This window comes from Marinibacterium sp. SX1 (assembly GCF_050389775.1).
Taxonomy (GTDB): Bacteria; Pseudomonadota; Alphaproteobacteria; order Rhodobacterales; family Rhodobacteraceae; genus Marinibacterium.
The window spans coordinates 569469-590195 of record NZ_CP177144.1 but is presented as its reverse complement, the minus strand read 5'-3'; the positions used below and the strand labels follow the sequence as shown (position 1 = coordinate 590195).

Sequence of the window (20727 nt, the reverse complement as noted above, 5' to 3'; positions counted from 1 at the left end):
TATGTCACGGCAGGACAAGCCGGGCCGCAGGGCGGCGACACGACGATGGGCGGCCCGCGGGGGACGCCTGGTCAGAACGGATGGAGGACACTGCTCGACCTCCGGGACGACCCCTGCCGTGGGATCTTTTTTTGGTTAAGTCGCAAAATAGCACAGAATTTGGGACAGTTTGGCGCGAAAATTTGACCGCGGCCTTGGCACTGCGCTTTTTCCGTCACAAAAGTCGGAAACTGCCTGCATCCAATGCTCCAAACCCCACCGGAGGCCCCCCATGTCCGCCACCCCCACCGATCCCGCCGCGCTGACCGCCGCCCTGATCCGCTGCCCGTCGGTCACGCCCGAGGAAGGCGGCGCGCTGGTCCTGCTGGACGAGGCGCTCAGCGCGGCCGGTTTCGATTGTGTCCGCGTCGACCGGGGCGGGGTGTCGAACCTCTTTGCCCGCTGGGGCGCGCGGGGCCATGCTCGGACCTTTGGTTTCAACGGCCATACCGATGTCGTGCCCGTGGGCGACGAGGCGGCCTGGACCGTGGCGCCCTTTGGCGCCGAAGAGCGCGACGGCTGGCTCTACGGGCGCGGGGCGACCGACATGAAATCGGGCGTGGCGGCCTTTGCCGCGGCGGCCATCGACTTCGTCCGCGACACCCCGCCGGACGGGGCGGTCATCCTGGCCATCACCGGCGACGAGGAAGGCGATGCGCTGGATGGCACCGTGGCGCTGCTGGACCACATGAAAAGCGCGGACGAGGCCATGTCGGTCTGCCTGGTGGGCGAGCCGACCTGCCCCGAGACCATGGGCGAGATGATGAAGATCGGCCGGCGCGGGTCGATGTCGGCCTGGTTCACGGTGACCGGCGTCCAGGGCCATTCGGCCTATCCCCACCGGGCGCGCAACCCGCTGCCGGCCATTGCCCGGCTGATGGACCGGCTGGCCTCGCACGAGCTGGACCAGGGCACGGCGCATTTCGATCCCTCGACGCTGGCCGTGGTCACGATCGACACGGGCAACCCGGCGACCAATGTCATTCCGGCCCAGGGCCGGGCGACGGTCAACATCCGGTTCAACGACCTGCACAGCGGCGACAGCCTGTCGGCCTGGCTGCGGGCCGAAGCGGCCGAGGTGGCCCGTGAGTTCGACGTGGGCATCGAGGTGGTGATCAAGGTCAGCGGCGAGGCCTTCCTGACCCCGCCGGGCCCGCTGTCGGACCTGGTCGGCGCGGCGGTTGCGGCCGAGACGGGTGTCACGCCCGAGCTGTCGACGACCGGGGGCACGTCGGATGCGCGGTTCATCAAGGACCATTGCCCGGTGGTCGAATTCGGGCTGGTCGGCCAGACGATGCACCAGGTCGACGAACGGGTCGAACTGGCCCAGATCCACCAGCTCAAGGCGATCTACGGGCGCATCCTGGCCAGCTATTTCGGCTGATCCGGTGGCGGGGATGCGGCGCGGCCAGCTGGTCGTGATGCTCAAGGTGCCCCGGCCGGGGCGGGTCAAGACCCGGCTGGGCCGCGACATCGGCCAGGTCGCCGCGGCCTGGTGGTTTCGCCACCAGGTGGCCGGGCTGTTGCGCCGGCTGCGCGATCCGCGCTGGGACATCGTGCTGGCCGTGGCGCCGGATGCCGAGGGTCTGGCCGCGCGGGTCTGGCCGGCCGACCTGGCGCGCCGGGCCCAGGGCCGGGGCGATCTGGGCGCGCGCATGGCCCGCCAGCTGCGGGCCGCGCCGGGGCCGGTCTGCCTTGTGGGTGGTGATATTCCGGGCATGACTCGGGCCCATGTGGCCCGGGCGTTCCGGGCCCTGGGCGCGGCCGATGCCGTGCTGGGCCCGGCCCCGGACGGCGGGTTCTGGCTGATCGGCCTGTCGCCCCGGCGCGCCCCGCCGCCCGGCCTGTTCGACGGCGCGCGCTGGTCGACGGCCCATGCCCTTGAGGACACGCTGAAATCCCTGGCCGACCGGCGGGTGGCGCTGGTCGACACCCTGCGCGACGTGGACACGGCCGCGGACCTGGTAGGATGGGTCAAATGACCCATCCTACGGGGTGCCTCCGGCTGGGGGCCCGCGCGATTTGCCCATGACGGCGGGCGCGGCCCGTGGTATTTCCCGACCATGAGCAAGATGCCCACCAAGGCCGAGATTCTCGACTGGATCTCCGCACACCCCACCCAGACTTCGAAACGCGACATCGCCAAGGCCTTCGGGATCAAGGGCGCGGCCCGGATCGACCTGAAGCAGATCCTGCGCCAGCTCGAGGCCGAGGGCCATATCGAGAAGCGCAAGAAGACCTATGCCGATCCCGACCGCCTGCCGCCTGTCTCGGTGCTCGAGGTCCTGCCGCCCAACGACCAGGGCGACCTGTTTGCCAAGCCGCTGGAATGGCATGGCGAAGGCGTCGAGCCCGTCGTTCTGGTGCTGCCCCGCGCCTCGGACCCGGCGATGGGCGCCGGCGACCGCATCCTGGCCCGGCTGACCGTCGTGCACGAGGAAGACCACAATTACGAGGCCCGGCTGATCCGCAAGATCGGGCGCAGTTCCGCCCGGCGCATCCTGGGCATCTTCCGCAAGGGTGCGGAAGGCGGGCGGATCGTGCCCATCGACAAGGCTGCGACGCTGGAATGGCTGGTGCCCGACGATGCCACCCACGGGGCCCGTGACGGCGAGCTGGTCGAGGCCGAGCAATCCGGGCCGAAGGGCCGCATGGGCCTGCCGCGCGGGCGCATCCTGGACCGGCTGGGCGATCCCTCCGGCCCGCGGGCGGTGTCGCTGATCGCCATCCACCAGCATGGCATCCCCGACGATTTCCCCGATGCCGTTCTGGCCGAGGCCGACGCGGCCAAGCCCATGGGCCTGAAGGGCCGCGAGGATCTGCGCGACCTGCCCCTGGTCACGATCGATCCGTCCGACGCCCGCGACCACGACGACGCGGTCTTTGCCCAGGCCGACCCGGACCCGGCCAATCCCGGGGGACACATCGTCTGGGTCGCCATTGCCGATGTCGCGGCCTATGTCACGCCCGGCTCGCGGCTGGATACCGAAGCGCGCAAACGGGGCAATTCGACCTATTTCCCCGACCGCGTCGTGCCGATGCTGCCCGACCGGCTGTCGGGCGACCTGTGTTCGCTGCACGAAGGCGTGCCCCGGCCCTGCATCGCCGTGGCCATGACGCTGGACAAGGACGGCAACAAGATCGCCCATCGCTTCGTGCGCGGGCTGATGCGCTCGGCCGCGTCGCTGTCCTACGAAGAGGCCCAGGCGGCCATCGACGGGGCGCCGTCGGACAAGGCCGGGCCGTTGCTCGACACGGTGCTGAAGCCGCTCTTTGCCGCCTATGCCGCCCTGGCCGCGGCCCGGGAACGGCGCCAGCCGCTGGACCTGGACCTGCCCGAGCGGCGGGTCGAACTGGCCCCCGACGGGCGGGTGACCTCGGTGCGCTTTCGCGACCGGCTGACGGCGCACAAGATCATCGAGGAATGCATGGTGCTGGCCAATGTCGCCGCGGCCGAAACCCTGCAGGCCAAGCGTGTGCCGTTGCTGTTCCGGGTCCACGAGGAACCCGATCCCGACAAGCTGGAGGCCCTGCGCAACACGGCGCAATCCTCGGGCTTTGCCCTGGCCAAGGGGCAGGTGCTGAAGACGGCCCAGCTGAACCGGCTGCTGCAACAGGCGGCGGGGACCGACGAGGCCGAGCTGATCAACATGGCCACCCTGCGGTCGATGAGCCAGGCTTACTACGGGCCGGAGAATTTCGGCCATTTCGGCCTGGCGCTCAAGAACTACGCCCATTTCACCTCGCCGATCCGGCGCTATTCCGACCTGGTCGTGCACCGGGGGCTGATCCGGGCCCATGGCTGGGGCACGGACGGGCTGACCGAGGCCGAGATCGAAGGGCTGCAGAAGACGGCCGAGCATATTTCCGACACCGAGCGGCGGTCGATGATGGCCGAGCGCGACACGACCGACCGCTACCTGGCGTCCTACCTGTCGGAACGGGTGGGCGACGAGATGGAAGGCCGGATCAACGGCATCGCGCGGTTCGGGGTCTTTGTGAAGCTGGACGACAGCGGGGCGGACGGGCTGGTGCCGATCCGCAGCCTGGGCAACGAGTATTTCCATTTCGACCGCGAGGCCGGCACGCTGATGGGGTCTGACAGCGGCATGGTCATCGCCCTGGGCCAGCGGGCGACGGTGCGGCTGGTCGAGGCCGAGCCGGTGACCGGCGGGCTGGAACTGGAACTGCTGGCGCTGGACGACAAGGCCATGTCGCGGGCGCCCGGTGGCCCGGCGCGGCGTGGTCGGGGCGGCCCGCGGCGCAAGCCGACGGCAGGCAAGACCGGACGGGACAAAGCCAAGCGCAAGGTGACACGGCGCCGGCGCTGACCCGGCGCCGCGCCCCCGGGCCGGCGTCCGGCCGGATATTTGGAAAGAGAAAGAAGCAGCAGGCCGGGGCAGGGCGGGCGCCGCCGCGCGTCCCGGATATGAGACACATCCCCAATGTGAGACATTGTCCGAGTTCTGAGAGCTCGGCGCCGGTTGCCGGCGGGAAACGGCAGGGCGTGGCGCGGGATGCAGGGATTTCTTCCGCCAAGGCCCCATTCGCGGTACACTGACCCCGAGCAGCAAGACAATGCACAACAAGGGGCAAAGAACCATGCGCATTGCCGTACAGGCCGGAAGTCTCGTTCTATTGATGTCCACCAGCGCCCTGGCCACGCCGCCGGGCCAATCGCCGCGCCCCGAGATCCGGCCGGGGAACCAGGCGGCGATCCAGGCCGGCGCGCCGGTGACCGGGGCCCTGCAGGTGGCCGTGGCGGAATCGCTGAAACCGGAAACCAGGGCCAAGACCATGACCGCATCCCAGGTGACCCGGGGCACCGGCAACGCCCGGTTCGACCTCTGGATTGAGGCCTTCGAATCCCGCGCCCGGGCCCAGGGCATCAGCAAGGCAACCTTTGACCGGGCCTTTGCCACCGTCAGCTACGACGAGGATGCCATCCGGCGCGACAGCAACCAGTCGGAATTTACCAAGGCGATCTGGGATTACCTCGACAGCGCGGCTTCGGATGTGCGCATCCGCAACGGCAAGGCCGCCCTGGCCAGCCAGGGCGCGACGCTCGAGGCCATCGAACGGCGCTACGGCGTGGAAAAGGAAATCGTCGCGGCGGTCTGGGGGCTGGAAAGCGCCTATGGCAGCTTCCGCGGTTCCAGCCACGTGGTCTCGTCGATGGCCACCCTGGCCTTCGACGGCCGGCGCGGAGCCTTCTTCGAAGACCAGCTGATCGCCGCCCTGCGCATCCTGCAATCGGGTGACACCACGGCCGAGAACATGACCGGGTCCTGGGCCGGGGCGATGGGCCATACCCAGTTCATGCCCACGTCCTATCTCGACTATGCCGTCGATTTCACCGGCGACGGCCGGCGCGACATCTGGTCGGACGATCCCAGCGATGCCTTGGCTTCGACCGCGGCCTATCTCAAGCGGTTCGGCTGGCAGACCGGCCAGCCCTGGGGCGTCGAAGTGCGCCTGCCCGGCGGGTTCGATTTCGCCCAGGCCGATCGCAAGATCGAACGCAGCCCGGCCGACTGGGCCCGCATGGGCGTCACCGGGCTGGATGGCCGGCCGGTGCCCGACCATGGCCGCGCCGCGATCCTCCTGCCCGCCGGGGGCAAGGGCCCGGCCTTCATGATCTTTGACAATTTCTCGGTCATCGAACGCTACAACGCCGCGGATGCCTATGTCATCGGCGTCGGCCACCTGGCCGATCGCCTAGCCGGCCGGCCGGCGATCCAGACCGCCTGGCCCCGCGACGACCGCGCCCTGACCTTTTCGGAACGCAAGGAAATGCAGCAGCGCCTGACCGATGCCGGCTTTTCGACCCAGGGCGTCGACGGCCGCGTCGGCCCCAACACCATCAGCGCCGTCCGCGCCTACCAGCTGGCCCGCGGCCTGCTGCCCGACGGCTACCCCTCGCTCAGCCTGCTCACCCGCCTGCGCTGACCCCGAAACGGCAGGGGCGCGGCCTGCCACCCGGCGCCGCGCCCCTGCTTCTTTCTCTTCTCAAGTATTCCCGGGGGAGTCCTCCAGCGGAGGACGGGGGCAGCGCCCCCTCTACGACCCGGTAATCCCGCGCAGCCGTTCGGACCGTCTGCGCAACAGCTCCACCACCGTCAGCAGGCAGATCGAGATCCCCACCAGGATCGTCGCCACCGCCAGGATCGTCGGCGAAATCTGCTCGCGCAGCCCGGTGAACATCTGCCACGGCAGCGTCTTCTGCCCGGCCGAGCCGACGAACAGCACGACGACCACCTCGTCGAACGAGGTGATGAAGGCAAACAGCCCGCCCGAGATCACGCCCGGCAGGATCAGCGGCATCTGCACCCGGAAGAACGTTGTCACCGGATCGGCCCCCATGTTGGCCGCCGCCCGCGTCAGCGAATTGTCGAAGCCCACCAGCGTCGCGGTCACCGTGATGATGACAAAGGGAATCCCCAAAGCCGCATGCGCCAGGACCACGCCGAAATAGGTGCCCTGCAGCCCAATCCGGCTATAGAAGAAATACATCCCCGCCGCCGAGATGATCAGCGGCACGATCATCGGCGAGATCAGGATCGCCATGATCGCCTGCCGGCCCGGCACGTGGGGCTGGCTCAGCCCGATCGCTGCCAGCGTGCCAAAGCTCACCGCCAGGAAGGTCGCCGCCGGGGCGATGCGGATCGAATTCCAAAGCGCCTGCTGCCAATCGTCGTTGGTCAGGAAATCGCGGTAATGTTTCAGCGAATAGCCCGCCGGATCGAACCGCAGCATCTCGGGGGTGAAGGTAAAGAAATCCTCGGCGTTGAACGACAGCGGCATGACCACCAGGATCGGCGTGATCAGGAAGATCAGGATCGCCCAGCAGATCACCCGGAAGGAATAATACCACAGCACCTGCTGCGCCGTGAGATAAGGCGCCAGCGGCCCGCGATAGCGGCCTTCGAACAGCCAGAAGGTCAGCCAGCCGAAGAACCAGCCAAAGGCCGCGCCCATCACCGCCCCGGGGATGCCGTTGAACAGCAGCCCGAGCCCGGCCATCACGACCACCAGCCCCCAGCGGGCGGGCTTTTCGATGCCGTCCATTGGCTGGGTCAGGGCCCAGGCAATCGCCCCGCCCAGAAGGCCCCCGGCGATCACGCCCAGGATGCCCGACCCCTGGGCCGTGCCGATGAACAGGCCCAGCAAGGCGCCGAAGGCGGCGACCACGGGCACGTAAAAATTGACCGGCGTGCGGGAAATCGGTGTCAGAGTAGCCATGTCGTCAGCCCCCCAGTTTCACGTTGTCGATGCCCACGATCCGGTCGTAGACCCAGTAGAGCAGCAGCACCACGCCCAGCAGGATCGTCCCCAGCGCGGCCGCAAGGCCCCAGTTCAGCGAGGACGAGATGTGATAGGCGATCCGGTTGGAAATGAATGTCCCCGTCGTGCCGCCGACCAGTTCGGGCGTGATGTAATAGCCGATGGCCAGGATGAAGACGAGGATGCTCCCCGCCCCGATGCCCGGCACCGATTGCGGGAAATAGACCCTCCAGAAGGCCGTCCAGTTGGTGGCCCCCAGCGATTTCGCGGCGCGCAGGTAGGACGGAGGAATGGTCTGCATCACGGAATATAGTGGCAGGATCATGAAGGGCAGCAGGATATGGGTCATCGCCACGATCGTGCCGAACTGGTTGTTGATCATGACAAGCCGCGCGTCATCGGCCACGATGCCCAGCCAGACCAGCACGTCGTTGATCACGCCCTGCTGTTGCAGCATCACCTTCCAGGCCGAGGTCCGCACCAGGAGCGAGGTCCAGAACGGCAACAGCACCAGGATCATCATCAGGTTGGCCTTGCGCGGGGGCAGGTTGGCCAGCAGCCAGGCCACCGGATACCCCAGCGCGATGCAGCTGAACGTGATGGCCAGCGACATGATCAGGGTGCGGCGGAACAGCATCAGGTAGATCTGCTGGTTCTCGGGTCGCGCCTCGGCCCCGTCGGCGCCCAGCTGCATGTCGACGGCGTTCAGGAAATAGCCCGAGGTGTATTTCGGCGAATAGACCTTGATCGCCGACCAGTTCGGGGCCGACAGCCAGTCTTCGTCGATATCGGCAAAGGCCGCCCGGATGTCGACCGGCGGCAGCGTGTCCAGCTGGGCGGCCACGGCCTGCAGCTCGGCCGCGCCCGGCCCGGTGTAGCTGGCGATGGCCTGGGCCGTGCCCGGCGCGGCCAGGTCGACGGCCAGCGCGGCATAGACCGCTTCCCAGGGGTCTTCCTCGGCCACGACATCTTCTTCGGCGATGGCGGTGAACACCGCCCAGGCCGCGTATTCGCGCATGGTCACCGGCAGCAGGGCCGCGGCCTCCGCCGAGGGCGCAAAGCCCACGTCGCCGCGCATGGCATCACCGGTCAGCGTGGCCACCCGGGCCCGGGCGGCGGTCAGCACGGCCTCGTCGGCCGGCTCGCCCGACATCATGGCAAACCAGAAGGCCCCGTCGCCCCATTGGCCGTCGATATCCTCCAGCCAGTCCTGCCAGACCTCGCCCACGTCATCCAGACGCCGGCCCGACGTGCGGAACAGCGACGAGATACCCACCTGTTCATAGTTCAGCCGGGTGCCCAGCTTGGTATGTTCCTTGGCCTCGGCGGCGAGGAACAGGTCGAAATAGAGCGCGCGGAAGACGTCTTCGCCCGGCGGTTCGGTGCTGCCCGCGTCCCAGTCCTGCAGCTCGGCCACGGTCTGGGGCAGGGTGTCGCCGACGATCTGGTTCTCGACCGAGCGGAACAGCATGTCGGCAATGGGCGCCAGGAAGGTCAGCAGCACGAAGACCAGCAGCGGCGCGATCAGGGCCAGCGCCCGCAGTTTCTGCATCCTGAGCGACCGCGCGAGGCTCCGTTTCAGCGGCGTGCCATCCGCCGCCACCATCTGGCCGGTCTGTTCTTGCGTCGCGTCACTCATGCGCGTCCCCGTCTGTCGTTGTGTCTGTCGCGCCCTCTGCCCGAGGCCGGTCTTCGGTGAAGACAACGGCCCGGAATCTGTCGCAATTCCGGGTGCTCTGGTCCCGGCGGGGTGCGTTTTTTCGGTCTTGTCGCCCCGCAGGGGCGCTTTTGTGTCTTGTCACCCCGGAGGGGTGCTTGTTGCTGTGTCGCCCCGAAGGGGCGCTTGTAGAAGCATCGCCCCGAAGGGGCGCTTTCCCCGATCACGCCCCGCAGGGGCGCCTTTTCGCCCGAAGGGCGCCGGTTCAGTCGTCGTGGCCTTCGACCAGGATGATTGTGCTGTCGGCCGTGCGCCGCCGGATCTCGGCGACGAGCTGGTAATCGGGATCGTGATAGGCCGCCTTGGCCTCGGCATAGCTGGGGAATTCGATGACAACGTGCCGGTCCTGGGCCGTGCCCTCGGGCGTGTCCGACTGCCCGCCGCGCACGATGAACTTCGCGCCCAGCCGTTGCAGGATCGGCGTGTCCTTTTCGATGTATTCCTTGTAGCCCTCGGCGTCATGCACCGTGATATGGCCGATGATATAGCCCTTGGGCATCGTCGTTCCCCGGATTGTTGCCCTGTCCCCCCGCGCAGGACGCGGGAAGGAGGAAGGGGCGGAAGTTGTCCTTCCGCCCCCCGTCTTGCTTACTTGGCCAGCCAGGACTGGAACTTCGCGTCGATGTCGTCGCGGTAGTCAGCCCAGAACTCGTAGTTGTACAGCAGCGTGTTCTTCGAGTTCTCGGGGTCCGTCGGCATGTGCGGGGCCATGTCGATGCCCAGGTCGGCGTGCTGACCCACCAGCGGGGCCGAAGACGCGCGGGCCGGGCCGTACGAGATGTACTTGGCCTGGTCGGCCAGGCGCTGGGTGTCGGTGGCGAACTTCACAAAGTCCTTCACGCGGGCGAGATGCTCGTCGTCCAGGCCTTCGGGGATGATCCAGCCATCCAGGTCAAAGACCTGCATGTCCCACAGCATCGCAACCGGCTGGTCCTGCTCTTCGATCACCGAGAACAGGCGGCCGTTGTAGGTCGAGCCCATGACAACTTCGCCATCGGCCAGCAGCTGGGGCGTGTCGGCGCCGGCCGACCACCAGACCACGTCGTCCTTGATCGTGTCGAGCTTGGCCAGGGCCTGTTCCTGGCCCTCTTCGGTGGCCAGCACGTCATAGATGTCGTCCTTGGCCACGCCGTCGCAATACAGCGCCCATTCCATGTTGTTGATCGGACGCTTTTCCAGCGCGCGCTTGCCCGGATAGGTTTCCAGGTCGAAGACCGCGCAGACCTCGGTCGGGGGCGTGTCGCCGACCATGTCGGTGCGATAGCCGAAGGTCGTCGAATAGACGATCTGCGGGATGAAGCAATCCGACACCAGCAGGTCGCCGAAATCGTCTTCGGCCGAAGCGCCGTCGTCACCCGGCAGCAGGTCCTCGTCCGGGTCGATTTCCATGGCCAGGCCTTCGTCGCACAGGCGGATGGCATCAGCGGCCACCACGTCAACCAGGTCCCAGGTGATGTTGCCGGCTTCGTTCATGGCGCGCAGCTTGGCCACGGCCTCGTTCGAGCTTTCGTCCCAGGTCACCGAAACGTCGGAATTCATTTCGACGTAGGGGTCGGCATAGGCCAGTTTCTGGCTTTTCTGATAGGCGCCGCCCCAGCTGACCAGGGTCATCGAATCAGCCATGTCCTGGGCCATCGCCATCGGCGCGGCCATCGCCGTCGAGGCCGCCAGCGCGGCGAGTGTCTTGAGTTTCATGTGGACTCTCCTTGTTTATTCCCGGTTTTCTTGGTGTCCCGGTCTTTGGCGCCGGGTTGATCCGGGCCCGACGTCAGGCGTCGAGCGCGCGGCAATCTTCGGGCAGCCAGCCGATCTCGATCTGCTGCCCGGGCGTCAGGCGCACCTGGTCGGGTGCGTTGCGCGTCTTGATGATGAACTCATCGTTGCCGGCCACCCGCAGGCGGGTGCGGAAGATGTCGCCCATGTAGATGAATTCCAGCACTTCGGCCTTCAGCGTATGGGCGCCTTCCTGCAGGCGGTCCTTGTTGTATTCGACCCGCTCGGGGCGGATCGACACCCGGGTGCGTTCGCCCGGGCTGGACACGTTGACCGGCTTGGCGTCGATCACCTCGCCGCCGTCCAGCTGGACAATCGCCCGGTCGCCGTTGATTTCCTTGATCACGCCTTCCAGCGTGTTGTTCTCGCCGATGAACTGGGCGACGAAGCTGTTTTCCGGCGCTTCGTACAGCTGGTCCGGCGGGGCCAGCTGCTGGATCACGCCGTCGTTGAACACGGCCACCCGGTCCGACATGGTCAGCGCCTCGGTCTGGTCGTGGGTCACGTAGACCACGGTGATCCCGAGATTGTCGGCGATGCGCTTGATCTCGAACTGCATGTGCTCGCGCAGCTGCTTGTCCAGCGCGCCCAGAGGTTCGTCCATCAGCACCAGCTCGGCCTCGAAGACCAGCGCCCGGGCCAGGGCGATCCGCTGCTGCTGGCCGCCCGACAGCTGGGCCGGACGGCGGCCGCCAAAGGCGCCCATCTGCACCATGTCCAGCGCGCGCTTGACCTTCTGTTCCCGCTCCGACTTGCCCATCTTGCGGACCTCCAGCGGAAAGCTGAGGTTCTCGGCAACGGTCATGTGCGGAAACAGGGCGTAGTTCTGAAAGACCATCCCGATGCCGCGCTTGTGGGGCGGGATGTTGTTGATCGACACGCCGTCCAGGCGGATCTCGCCGTAGGTTGCCGTTTCGAACCCGGCGAGCATCATCAGCGTTGTCGTCTTGCCGGACCCGGAGGGACCAAGCATGGTCAGGAATTCGCCCTTGGGCAGGGCCAGGTTGAGGTCTTTGACGACAAGCGTCTCGCCATCATAGCTTTTCTGCACGCGATCGAATTCGACAAACGCGCTGTCGCTGGTCATGTCTGCCAAAAGCAGCTCCCCGTTTTATGTCGGCCGTCTTGAGTGTGGCTCTGTTGGGCACAAGCCAAACATATCGGCCGCAGGGGCGCAACTGGATCGCCTCGGAAAACGGCACTTGACGGATTTATGGCCTTGAAACGTCGAAAATCACGGGCCTGACGCCGTTTTGGGCGGCGCTTGACCGGCGGGGGCGTGTGTAAAGAAGATCCGACCACCAAGAGGAGCCGACATGCCCAGCCCCGACCTGCCCTTCGACCGCAGTGAATATGCCACCCGCCTGGCCAAGACCCGCACCGCGATGGCCGAGGCCGGGGTCACCGTGCTGATCGTCACCGACCCGTCCAACATGGCCTGGCTGACGGGCTATGACGGCTGGTCGTTCTATGTCCACCAGGCGGTCATCGTCTTTCCCGATGGCGATCCGCTGTGGTGGGGCCGGCGCCAGGATGCGGCCGGCGCCGTGCGCACGGTCTGGATGGACGACGACAACGTTACCTCTTATGCCGAGGATTTCATCCAGACCACCGCGCGCCACCCGATGGAAGACCTGGCCCAGCGGATCATCGACCATGGCCACGGCACCGCCTGGATCGGCGTCGAGATGGATAATTACTACTTTTCGGCAAAGGCTTATACGGTCCTGACCGAAAACCTGCCAGATGCCAGCCTGGTCGATGCCACGGCCCTGGTGAACTGGCAGCGGGCGGTGAAATCGCCGGCCGAGATCGCCTTTATCCGCCAGGCCGCGCGCATTTCCGAAAAGCTGATCGACGGGCTGTCAGAGCGGGTCGAGGCCGGGGTGCCGAAGAACGAAGTGGTGGCCGAGACCTTCCGCGATGCCATCCGAGGGGTGGACGGTGCCTGGGGGGATTACCCGGCCATCGTGCCGCTGCTGCCCTCGGGGCCGGCCGCCGCCGCGCCGCACCTGACCTGGGATGGCGAACCCTTCCGCACGGGCGAGGGCACGACATTCGAGATCGCCGGCTGCTATCGCCGCTACCACGCGCCCTTCTGCCGGACGATGTTCCTGGGCACCCCGCCGGACGAGATGCTGCGCGCGGCCGATGCGCTGGCCGCCGGGCTGGAGGCCGGGCTGAACGCCGCTCGGGCCGGCAACCGCTGCCGCGACATCGCCGATGCGATGAACGGCGAGTTGGCCAAGGTGGGAATCATCCGCGCCGCGCGCTGCGGCTATCCGATCGGCCTGTCCTATCCGCCCGACTGGGGCGAGCGCACCATGTCGATCCGGTCCGAGGACGAGACCGAGCTGAAGGCGGGCATGACCTTCCATTTCATGCCCGGACTCTGGATGGAAAGCTGGGGGCTGTCGATCACCGAAAGCATCCTGATCACCGAGGACGGCCCGGCCGAAACCTTCTGCGACCGCCCGCGCGAGCTGTTCGTCAAGCCGTGACGGGCCGGGCCCGCCGGGCTCAGGCGGCGACGAATTCCTCGTCGCCGTAGCCCTGCAGGTACAGCAGGGCGGTCAGGTCGCCGTGGTTGACCCGGATCGAACATTCCGCGGCAACCGCCGGCTTGGCATGCAGCGCCACGCCGGCGCCGGCCCGGCCGAGCATGCCCAGGTCGTTGGCCCCGTCGCCCACGGCGATCACGTCATCTTCGGTCAGGCCCAGCCGCGCGGTGATCTCTTCCAGTGCGCGGACCTTGGCGTCGCGGCCCAGGATCGGCCGGCCGACCTCGCCGGTCAGCTTGCCATCGGCCACGATCAGCGTGTTGGCCCGGTTCTCGTCAAAGCCCAGCCGGGCCGACACCGCTCGCGTGAAGGCCGTGAACCCGCCCGAGACCAGCGCGGCATAGGCGCCGTTGGCCTTCATCGTGGCCAGCAGGACCGGCCCGCCGGGCATCAGCTGGATGCGCTCGGCCAGGACCGTGTCGATGACCGCCTCGTCCAGCCCGGCCAGCAGGCCGACCCGTTCGGTCAGCGCGCCTTCGAAATCCAGCTCGCCGTTCATCGCCCGGGCGGTGATGTCCTTGACCCGCTCACCGACGCCGGCCGCGTCGGCCAGCTCGTCGATGCATTCCTGGCGGATCATGGTGCTGTCCATGTCGGCCAGCAGCATCTTCTTGCGCCGGACCTCGGCGGGCTGGACCACCAGGTCGACACCCATCCGGTCGAGATCGGCCCAGACCTGCCACAGGTTGGCCGGCAGCACGCCCAGGGGGAATTCGGCGGCCCGGTCGGGCGACAGCCAGCGCGCGTCGCCGCCGCCCCAGGCATTGCGGAGCGACGAGACCAGCGACGGGTCGAGCGGCGCGCCACCGGGCGCGGTCAGGAGGGTGGCGACGAACATCGGCGGGGGCTCACTTTGTGGGGGCTGAAGGCGGGAAAGGGCTCAGGACGGGGTTTCGGGATCGGCCTTGCGCTGGGCGGCCATGGCATCCTGCGCGGCGGCATGGGCAGCCAGCATCGGCGCGCGCTCGGCATCCATCTCGGCGATCATGTCGGCATGTTCGGCCCGGAAGCGTTCGGCGAAATCGTTGCTCTTCTCGCCCGAGATCTTCTTGTGGTCGCTTTCCAGCGCGTCCAGGTCCATGCGCCGGGCCTTGACCCCGACATGGCTGCCGATCAGCGCCATCATCCGGCGCGGGCGCATGGTCACGGTGCGTTCATAGCTCAGCCGCATGGGCGTCAGCCCGGCCTCGCGGATCAGCGTTTCGGTGCCGTCTTCCATCCAGCGCAGGCGGCGCAGCACGTTGCGGATGACCTTGGGATCATAGCGAAAGACCGATTCGGCCTGGGCAATGGCCGATTCATCGGCCGAAACCGAATGCGACACCTTGGTCTGCATCATGCGCGACACGGACACGGCCTGGGCCACGATGTCCTCGCGCATCAGCCACAGCGTGGCCGTGGGCTGGACGGCATCCAGAAAGGCCTGGCCGGTGCGGTAATTGGCCAGCACGTGCATATGCGTGACCTCGCAGCCGAACACGCCCCGGGTCTGGCGGTGGCGCAGCAGCAGGGGCACGTATTCCTGCAGGGACCGGGCCGAATAGGCCTGGCCGATGGCCGGCAGGAAGGCCGGGTTGAAACATTCGCCCGGATTGCCCAGGGCCTTGGTCTTGACCGCCAGGTCGGTCAGCCGCGACGAGCCCGACCGGGGTGTGAAAAACACCACGTAGCGGGTCGCGGCGGGCTCCCAGCCCATGGCCGTGTTGAATTTCTTCTCGTCGAAGACGACGTCCTTGAACGGATCCACTGCGCCAGACGTGAACTTTTCGCGCATCCATTCGAATTTCGAGAGCATGTCCTGGTCCGTTGCCGCCGTCACCAAACCGGACCCCGGGGGCGGGCGCCCGGAGACGGCGGCCTGTTTAACGCCTTGCGGCGGGGCAGGAAAGCGGACTTTGACCATGTTTGGGCCATGATTGGCCGGCACAGGCCCGCCCCGGCCGCAAAACGGGGGTGTTTGCGGCCTGTCCGGGCCGGCCGCGACTGGGCGTGGCGCTCACGATACGGCCCGGATCGCCGGCGTGGCACCGGTCTTGGCATCGGCGGCGTGGGGCTTGGGGTTGCGGATCAGCAGGATCGCCGGATTGGCCAGCGCATGGGCGGCGACACATTCGGCCAGCTCGGCCAGCGTCGTGGTCAGCACCCGCTGGCGGGCGGTCGAGGCGGACTCGACGATCTCGACCGTCAGCCCCGGCGCATGGCCCGCCGCGATCAGCCGCTCGCCAAGATCGCCGGCCCCGTTGACGGCCATGTAGAGCGCCAGCGTCGTGCCCGGGGTCAGCAGGGCGGCCATGTCGGGCGGCGCGTCGCCGGCCCGGCAGGTGCCCGTGGCATGCACTACCCGGTCGGTCGCGCCCCGTTCGGTCAGCGACCGGCCCAGGGCGGCGGCGGCGGCCGAAGCGGCGGTCACGCCGGGCACGATCTCGACGTCGATGCCCCGGGCGCGGGCGGCGGCCAGCTCTTCCTCGGCCCGGCCGAACATCATCGGATCGCCGGATTTCAGCCGCACGACCGACTTGCCCCGCAGGGCTTCGGCGGTGATCAGCGCGCAGATCCGGTCCTGCGGCCAGGCATTGGCGCCCACGGCCTTGCCGACAAAGACCCGTTCGGCATCGCGCCGGGCCAGTTCCAGCACGGCGGGATCGACCAGCCGGTCATAGAAGATCACGTCGGCTTCCTGCAGGCGCTGGACGGCGCGCAGGGTCAGCAGGTCGGCCGCGCCCGGCCCGGCCCCGATCAGCGCGATATGGCCATCGCGGGCATCCGGGGCCCCGCCCCGGGCGATGGCCTGTTTCAGCGCGTCCGCCGCCGCCCGTTCCGAACCACCACGATGCAGCTGGCGGGGCTCTCCGGAGAAGGCCCATCGCCAGAAGGCGCGGCGGTCCGAGGAAGAGGGTACGGAACGGGCGACGGCGGAGCGGAGGCGCCCGGCGAGCGACACGAAGTCTCCCAGGCGCGGCTCCAGCATCTCTTCCATGCGGGTCTTGATCTGGCGGGCCAGCACGGGGGCGTTGCCCTCGGTGCCGATGGCCACGACAACCGGGTCGCGGTCGACGATCGACGGGGTGATCGCCGTGCAGAGGTCGGGCTGGTCGACCACGTTGACGGGCACGCCGGCGGCCTGGGCCAGGCCGTGGATCGCCGCGGCGCTGGCCGGGCATTCGGTGGCGACAAAGGCCAGCGCGGCCCCGTCGAACAGGCCCGAGTCGATGGCCCCGCGGTGCCAGTAGATGCGCCCCGCGGCGGCCAGCCCGTCGAGCTCGGGATCGAGCGTGGGCCAGGCCAGGACGATCCGCGCCTCGGTCTTCAGCATCAGCCGGCATTTCTGGGCGGCCTGTTCGCCACCGCCGACGATGACCACGCGGCGGCCGTCCATCTTGAGGAACATCGGAAAGGTCTTCATGGGCCTGTGGTCTCCAGCGGCAGGGCCTGGCGGGGGGAACGGTTGTCCCACAGCCCGCGGGCCAGGGTTTCGGCAGCGGCCAGGTCGGGCGCCGCGCCCAGGGTCAGCAGGGCCAGCGCGGCGGTGCCCAGCACGGTGGCCTCGGCGGCCGGATCGCTGATCGACCCGTCCCACAGATCGGCCGGCGCGCTGTCGGGCAGGTCAAGATCGCCCAGCCGGCGGGCCTCGTCGATATGGGGCGGCGCGGGCGGAAAGGGTACGCCGTCCCGCGCGCCGAACAGGGCCACCGACTTGAACGGCGTGCGCTCGAATTCGCCGCCGCCGCCTTTCAGGATCATCGTCGCCGGATCGCCCAGCCGTTCGGCCACGTCGGCCTGCAACGGGCGGTAGCCGGGGTGAAACACGCCCTGGACCGAACCGCGTGCATCCGACGGGTTGGCCATGCGCAGGCAGGAATTCATGCAGGACCGCAGGCCCAGGTCGGCCCGCAGGCCGAGGATGCGCGCGGCGGCCGGGCTCATGGCCTCGACCGGCAGATAGGCCATGCCGGCCCGGGCCAGCGCCTGCTGCGCGGCCTCGGGCGTGTCGACGACGGGCACGCCCATCGGGCCGAGATGATCGCGCAGGTGGCTTTCGGTGGCATTGCGCCCGTGCAGCAGCACGGGAAAGCCGGCCTCGGCGACCAGCCGGGCCGACAGCAGGTACCACGGCGCGCCGCGCGTGCGCCCCGAGGCATAGCTGGGCCAGTCCAGCGCCGCGCGGGCCCGCGACCAGCGCGACAGGGTCGACCGCAGGGCGCTGACGAAACCGGCGATCTCGTCCACCGTCTCGCCGCGCAGGCGCAGCACCATGAGCAATGCGCCGACGGCCTCGGGCGCGGGCGAGCCGGTCAGGATTTCGGTCATGGCCGCGCGGGCCTCGTCGAAGGTCATCGCACGGGCGCGGCCCTTGCCCTGGGCCACGATGCGTACATAGGGGGCAAGTGTCATTCTGCTGCCATCGGTTTTTCGGCGAGGACCTGGTCGATCAGCGCCTGGAGTTCGGGACGGCACGAGCCGCAATTGGTGCCCGCGCCCAGTTTTTCTCCCAAGGCCGTGACCGTCGTGCAACCCCCCGCGATGGCCGAGCGGATATCTTCGCTGCCGACGCCGAAACAGGCGCAGATCTCGGCGCCCTTGGCGGGCCGGTCGGCTCCGGGCGCGCCGGCCAGCACCACGCCGGACAGAACCTCTTCGCCGACCAGGTCGACCACCAGGCTGCGCGCCACGGCGACGGGTTCGGGCGCGGCAAAGAATGCCCCGATCAGCCGGCCCTTTTCGGTGATGGCCACCCGGGCCAGGCCGCGGGCATCGTCCTGAAAGACCGACGCTTCGCCCCGGTCGTCGAGGTTCAGCACCGTGCGGGCCTCGTGTTCCCAATCGGCCGGGCGCTTGTGGCCGGCCACCTCGGCCCGCCAGCCGGTCTTGGTGCGGGCGATGGCCGCATAGGGGCGGGTCGGGTGCATCTGGGCGACGCCGGCGGCAAAGCCGTACCAGCAGGCGACATAGCGTTTCAGCCCGACCGCCGTGGCCTTCGACGCCGGCTGGCCCGAGAAGGGATCTGTGATCGGCGCGACCAGCGTGTTGACGCGGCCAAGCGCCGAGGTCACCCCGGTCCAGTGCATCGGCGCAAAGGCGCTGCCCTGCCGGGCCTTGTCCGAGACCATGACACGCAGCACGGCGCGGCCATGCGGGCTGGTGACCTCGGCCAGGTCGGCGGGCGACAGGCCGGCGGCATCGGCATCCTCGGGGTGGATTTCCAGGTAGGGCTCGGCCAGGTGCGAGCCCAGCCGGGGCGCCCGTCCGGTGCGGGTCATGGTGTGCCAATGGTCGCGGATGCGCCCGGTGTTCAGGATGACCTGCGCGGCGGGCAGATCGGCCCGCGGTTCGGGCGGCACGATGGGCAGCATGCGGGCCTTGCCGCCGTCATGGTAGAACCCGCCGGTGCCGAAGAAGCGTGGCGTCGGCACGGCATCCTTGCGCACCGGCCAGGTCACCGGGGCCAGGCGGTCGTATTCGCCATCGGCCAGATCGGCCAGGCCCGAGATGTCGAAGTCGCGGCCGAACCGGGCGGCCACCCCCGACAGCGCGGCATATTCGCGAAAGATCTCGGCCTCGGACGCGTAATCGAAAGCGTCGTGCCAGCCCATCCTGCGTCCCACTTCAGAGACAATGTCCCAATCGGGCCGCGCCTGTCCCGGTTTCGGGAGAAACGGCCGCTGCCGAGAGATCCGCCTCTCGGAATTGGTAACCGTTCCCGATTTCTCGCCCCAGCCGGTCGCCGGCAGCAGCACGTCGCACAGGCGGTTGGTGTCGGTGTCCTCGACGATGTCCGAGACCACGGTGAAGGGCACGGCGCGGATCGCCTCGGCCACGCCATCGGCCTGGGGCAGCGACACGGCGGGATTGGTGGACATGATCCACAGCGCCTTGATCCGCCCGTCGGCACAGGCCCGGAACAGGTCGACGGCCTTCATCCCGGGTTTTTCGGGCATCGCCGGCGCGTTCCAGAAGGTCTGCACGGCCATGCGGTGATCGGCGTTTTCGATGTCGAGGTGACAGGCCAGCATGTTGGCCAGCCCGCCCACCTCGCGCCCGCCCATGGCATTGGGCTGGCCGGTCATCGAGAACGGGCCCATGCCCTCGCGCCCGATGCGGCCGGTGGCCAGGTGGCAATTGATGATCGCGTTGACCTTGTCGGTGCCATGGGCCGATTGGTTCACGCCCTGGGAATAGAGCGTCACGACCTTTTCGGTCGAGCAGAACAGTTCGATGAAGGCATCGATCTCGTCGCTGCTGAGCCCGCTTTCCAGCGGATCCGAGGCCGCGGCCGAGGTCAGCGCGGCGGCCAGCCCGTCGACATGGGCGGCGGTAAAATCGGTATCGACCAGCCCGCGCCGGGCGATTTCGGCCAGCAACGCGTTGAACAGGGCGGAATCGCCGTCATGGCGCACGGCCAGGTGCAGGTCGGCGATGGAAGCGGTCGCCGTCCGGCGCGGATCGACCAGCACGACCTTCATCCCGGGCCGGGCTTCCTTGGCCGCCGACAGGCGCTGGAACAGCACCGGGTGGCACCAGGCCAGGTTCGACCCCACCAGCACGACCAGGTCGGCGTTTTCGAAATCCTCGTATTGGCCGGGCACCGTGTCGGTGCCAAAGGCCCGCCTGTGGCCGGCCACCGAAGAGGCCATGCAAAGCCTTGAATTGGTGTCGATATTCGCCGAGCCGATGAAGCCTTTCATCAGCTTGTTGGCGACGTAGTAATCTTCGGTCAGCAATTGCCCCGACACGTAAAATGCCACCGAATCCGGCCCGTGTTCGGCAATGGCCTCGGTAAACTTGCGCGCCACGAGGTCCAGCGTGCTGTCCCAATCGCTGTCGACCCCGTGGACGCGCGGGCTCAGCAGACGCCCGTCGAGCGAGATCGTCTCCCCCAGCGCCGAGCCTTTCGAGCAGAGCCGCCCGAAATTTGCCGGATGGTCCGGATCGCCCGAGATGGTGCCATCCGCCCGTGCCCGGACGCCGCACCCGACGCCGCAATAGGGGCATGTGGTGCAGACCGTCTTCATGCAGAGACCCGCTCTTGGCCAAGCACGTCCTGGGTGATCATGACGCGGTTGTCCTCGACGATGATGTCCCAGACCCGGACGCGGCCTTCATCCGCGCCCTGGGCCTCGCCGGTCTGCAGGTCGAAGACCCAGTTGCGCATCGGGTCGGTCACGCAATGGCCGTGCTGGATGCCGTTGGACAGCGGCCCGGCCTTGCCCGGCAGCCATTCGTCGACGGCATAGACCTGGTCGGTGGCGGTACGGAAGACGGCGATCTCGCCCATGGGCGTGCGCACCATCCGGGCTCCGCGGCGCGGGATGTCGTCCAATGCGCCGATCTCGATGAACTGGGTCATTCCTGGCT

16 protein-coding genes are annotated in these 20727 nt (G+C 68.2%); 5 read left to right on the top strand and 11 right to left on the bottom strand.

What is annotated here, in order from left to right; all coding sequences use genetic code 11:
* The first annotated feature begins 271 nt into the window (after positions 1 to 271).
* The 4 genes from dapE (at position 272) to ACK3BB_RS02655 (ending at position 5988) form a co-directional block, all read left to right on the top strand.
* A complete protein-coding gene (gene dapE / locus ACK3BB_RS02670) occupies positions 272 to 1423 on the top strand; it encodes a succinyl-diaminopimelate desuccinylase (RefSeq protein ID WP_428927187.1) in 1152 nt (383 codons plus the stop codon).
* Between the two features lie 13 nt (positions 1424 to 1436).
* On the top strand, positions 1437 to 2021 hold the full coding sequence (locus ACK3BB_RS02665; RefSeq protein ID WP_428927186.1) for a TIGR04282 family arsenosugar biosynthesis glycosyltransferase: 585 nt from the start codon (positions 1437 to 1439) through the stop codon (positions 2019 to 2021).
* 81 nt (positions 2022 to 2102) lie between these two features.
* Positions 2103 to 4370: a ribonuclease R gene (gene rnr, locus ACK3BB_RS02660; protein WP_428927185.1), complete on the top strand. Its 2268-nt coding sequence runs from the start codon at positions 2103 to 2105 to the stop codon at positions 4368 to 4370.
* 310 nt (positions 4371 to 4680) lie between these two features.
* Positions 4681 to 5988 (top strand): lytic murein transglycosylase, encoded by a 1308-nt coding sequence (locus tag ACK3BB_RS02655; protein WP_428927184.1) that lies wholly within the window; start codon positions 4681 to 4683, stop codon positions 5986 to 5988.
* 111 nt (positions 5989 to 6099) lie between these two features.
* Here the strand turns inward: ACK3BB_RS02655 and ACK3BB_RS02650 are convergent, their stop codons facing one another.
* The 5 genes from ACK3BB_RS02650 to ACK3BB_RS02630 form a co-directional block, all read right to left on the bottom strand.
* Positions 6100 to 7281 carry an ABC transporter permease gene (locus ACK3BB_RS02650; protein ID WP_428927183.1) on the bottom strand — a complete coding sequence of 394 codons (1182 nt, stop codon included), beginning with the start codon at positions 7279 to 7281 and terminating at the stop codon, positions 6100 to 6102.
* Positions 7282 to 7285: 4 nt separating this feature from the next.
* The gene (locus ACK3BB_RS02645; RefSeq protein ID WP_428927182.1) at positions 7286 to 8962 is read right to left on the bottom strand and encodes an ABC transporter permease; all 1677 of its coding nucleotides are present in this window, start codon (positions 8960 to 8962) and stop codon (positions 7286 to 7288) included.
* 283 nt (positions 8963 to 9245) lie between these two features.
* A complete protein-coding gene (locus ACK3BB_RS02640; RefSeq protein WP_428927181.1) occupies positions 9246 to 9539 on the bottom strand; it encodes a DUF1330 domain-containing protein in 294 nt (97 codons plus the stop codon).
* An 89-nt stretch (positions 9540 to 9628) separates the two neighbouring features.
* Positions 9629 to 10735, bottom strand: coding sequence for an extracellular solute-binding protein (locus ACK3BB_RS02635; RefSeq protein ID WP_428927180.1), 1107 nt, complete (start codon positions 10733 to 10735; stop codon positions 9629 to 9631).
* A 73-nt stretch (positions 10736 to 10808) separates the two neighbouring features.
* Positions 10809 to 11900 carry an ABC transporter ATP-binding protein gene (locus ACK3BB_RS02630; RefSeq protein WP_428927179.1) on the bottom strand — a complete coding sequence of 364 codons (1092 nt, stop codon included), beginning with the start codon at positions 11898 to 11900 and terminating at the stop codon, positions 10809 to 10811.
* Positions 11901 to 12129: 229 nt separating this feature from the next.
* Between ACK3BB_RS02630 and ACK3BB_RS02625 the strand changes: the two genes are divergently transcribed.
* Complete coding sequence (locus ACK3BB_RS02625) at positions 12130 to 13314, top strand: M24 family metallopeptidase (protein WP_428927178.1); 1185 nt, start codon at positions 12130 to 12132, stop codon at positions 13312 to 13314.
* Between the two features lie 19 nt (positions 13315 to 13333).
* Here ACK3BB_RS02625 and serB read toward each other — a convergent pair whose 3' ends face one another.
* From serB to nirD, 6 genes are all read right to left on the bottom strand, one after another.
* Positions 13334 to 14212 (bottom strand): phosphoserine phosphatase SerB, encoded by an 879-nt coding sequence (gene serB, locus ACK3BB_RS02620; protein ID WP_428927177.1) that lies wholly within the window; start codon positions 14210 to 14212, stop codon positions 13334 to 13336.
* Between the two features lie 42 nt (positions 14213 to 14254).
* Complete coding sequence (locus ACK3BB_RS02615) at positions 14255 to 15169, bottom strand: Stf0 family sulfotransferase (RefSeq protein ID WP_428927176.1); 915 nt, start codon at positions 15167 to 15169, stop codon at positions 14255 to 14257.
* Between the two features lie 201 nt (positions 15170 to 15370).
* On the bottom strand, positions 15371 to 16777 hold the full coding sequence (cysG, locus tag ACK3BB_RS02610) for a siroheme synthase CysG (RefSeq protein ID WP_428927175.1): 1407 nt from the start codon (positions 16775 to 16777) through the stop codon (positions 15371 to 15373).
* The gene (locus ACK3BB_RS02605; protein ID WP_428927174.1) at positions 16774 to 17766 is read right to left on the bottom strand and encodes a glycosyl transferase family protein; all 993 of its coding nucleotides are present in this window, start codon (positions 17764 to 17766) and stop codon (positions 16774 to 16776) included. The genes cysG and ACK3BB_RS02605 overlap by 4 nt, the downstream gene beginning before the upstream one ends.
* Positions 17763 to 20384: a molybdopterin-dependent oxidoreductase gene (locus ACK3BB_RS02600; protein ID WP_428927173.1), complete on the bottom strand. Its 2622-nt coding sequence runs from the start codon at positions 20382 to 20384 to the stop codon at positions 17763 to 17765. Before ACK3BB_RS02600 ends, ACK3BB_RS02605 begins: the two co-directional genes overlap by 4 nt.
* Complete coding sequence (gene nirD, locus ACK3BB_RS02595; protein WP_428927172.1) at positions 20381 to 20719, bottom strand: nitrite reductase small subunit NirD; 339 nt, start codon at positions 20717 to 20719, stop codon at positions 20381 to 20383. Before nirD ends, ACK3BB_RS02600 begins: the two co-directional genes overlap by 4 nt.
* Positions 20720 to 20727: the final 8 nt, after the last annotated feature.

Coding starts and splice junctions, on each gene's coding strand:
- dapE (WP_428927187.1), top strand. CDS start 272: ATGTCCGCCACCCCCACCGATCCCGCCGCGCTGACCGCCGCCCTGATC.
- ACK3BB_RS02665 (WP_428927186.1), top strand. CDS start 1,437: ATGCGGCGCGGCCAGCTGGTCGTGATGCTCAAGGTGCCCCGGCCGGGG.
- rnr (WP_428927185.1), top strand. CDS start 2,103: ATGAGCAAGATGCCCACCAAGGCCGAGATTCTCGACTGGATCTCCGCA.
- ACK3BB_RS02655 (WP_428927184.1), top strand. CDS start 4,681: ATGTCCACCAGCGCCCTGGCCACGCCGCCGGGCCAATCGCCGCGCCCC.
- ACK3BB_RS02650 (WP_428927183.1), bottom strand. CDS start 7,281: ATGGCTACTCTGACACCGATTTCCCGCACGCCGGTCAATTTTTACGTG.
- ACK3BB_RS02645 (WP_428927182.1), bottom strand. CDS start 8,962: ATGAGTGACGCGACGCAAGAACAGACCGGCCAGATGGTGGCGGCGGAT.
- ACK3BB_RS02640 (WP_428927181.1), bottom strand. CDS start 9,539: ATGCCCAAGGGCTATATCATCGGCCATATCACGGTGCATGACGCCGAG.
- ACK3BB_RS02635 (WP_428927180.1), bottom strand. CDS start 10,735: ATGAAACTCAAGACACTCGCCGCGCTGGCGGCCTCGACGGCGATGGCC.
- ACK3BB_RS02630 (WP_428927179.1), bottom strand. CDS start 11,900: ATGACCAGCGACAGCGCGTTTGTCGAATTCGATCGCGTGCAGAAAAGC.
- ACK3BB_RS02625 (WP_428927178.1), top strand. CDS start 12,130: ATGCCCAGCCCCGACCTGCCCTTCGACCGCAGTGAATATGCCACCCGC.
- serB (WP_428927177.1), bottom strand. CDS start 14,212: ATGTTCGTCGCCACCCTCCTGACCGCGCCCGGTGGCGCGCCGCTCGAC.
- ACK3BB_RS02615 (WP_428927176.1), bottom strand. CDS start 15,169: ATGCTCTCGAAATTCGAATGGATGCGCGAAAAGTTCACGTCTGGCGCA.
- cysG (WP_428927175.1), bottom strand. CDS start 16,777: ATGAAGACCTTTCCGATGTTCCTCAAGATGGACGGCCGCCGCGTGGTC.
- ACK3BB_RS02605 (WP_428927174.1), bottom strand. CDS start 17,766: ATGACACTTGCCCCCTATGTACGCATCGTGGCCCAGGGCAAGGGCCGC.
- ACK3BB_RS02600 (WP_428927173.1), bottom strand. CDS start 20,384: ATGAAGACGGTCTGCACCACATGCCCCTATTGCGGCGTCGGGTGCGGC.
- nirD (WP_428927172.1), bottom strand. CDS start 20,719: ATGACCCAGTTCATCGAGATCGGCGCATTGGACGACATCCCGCGCCGC.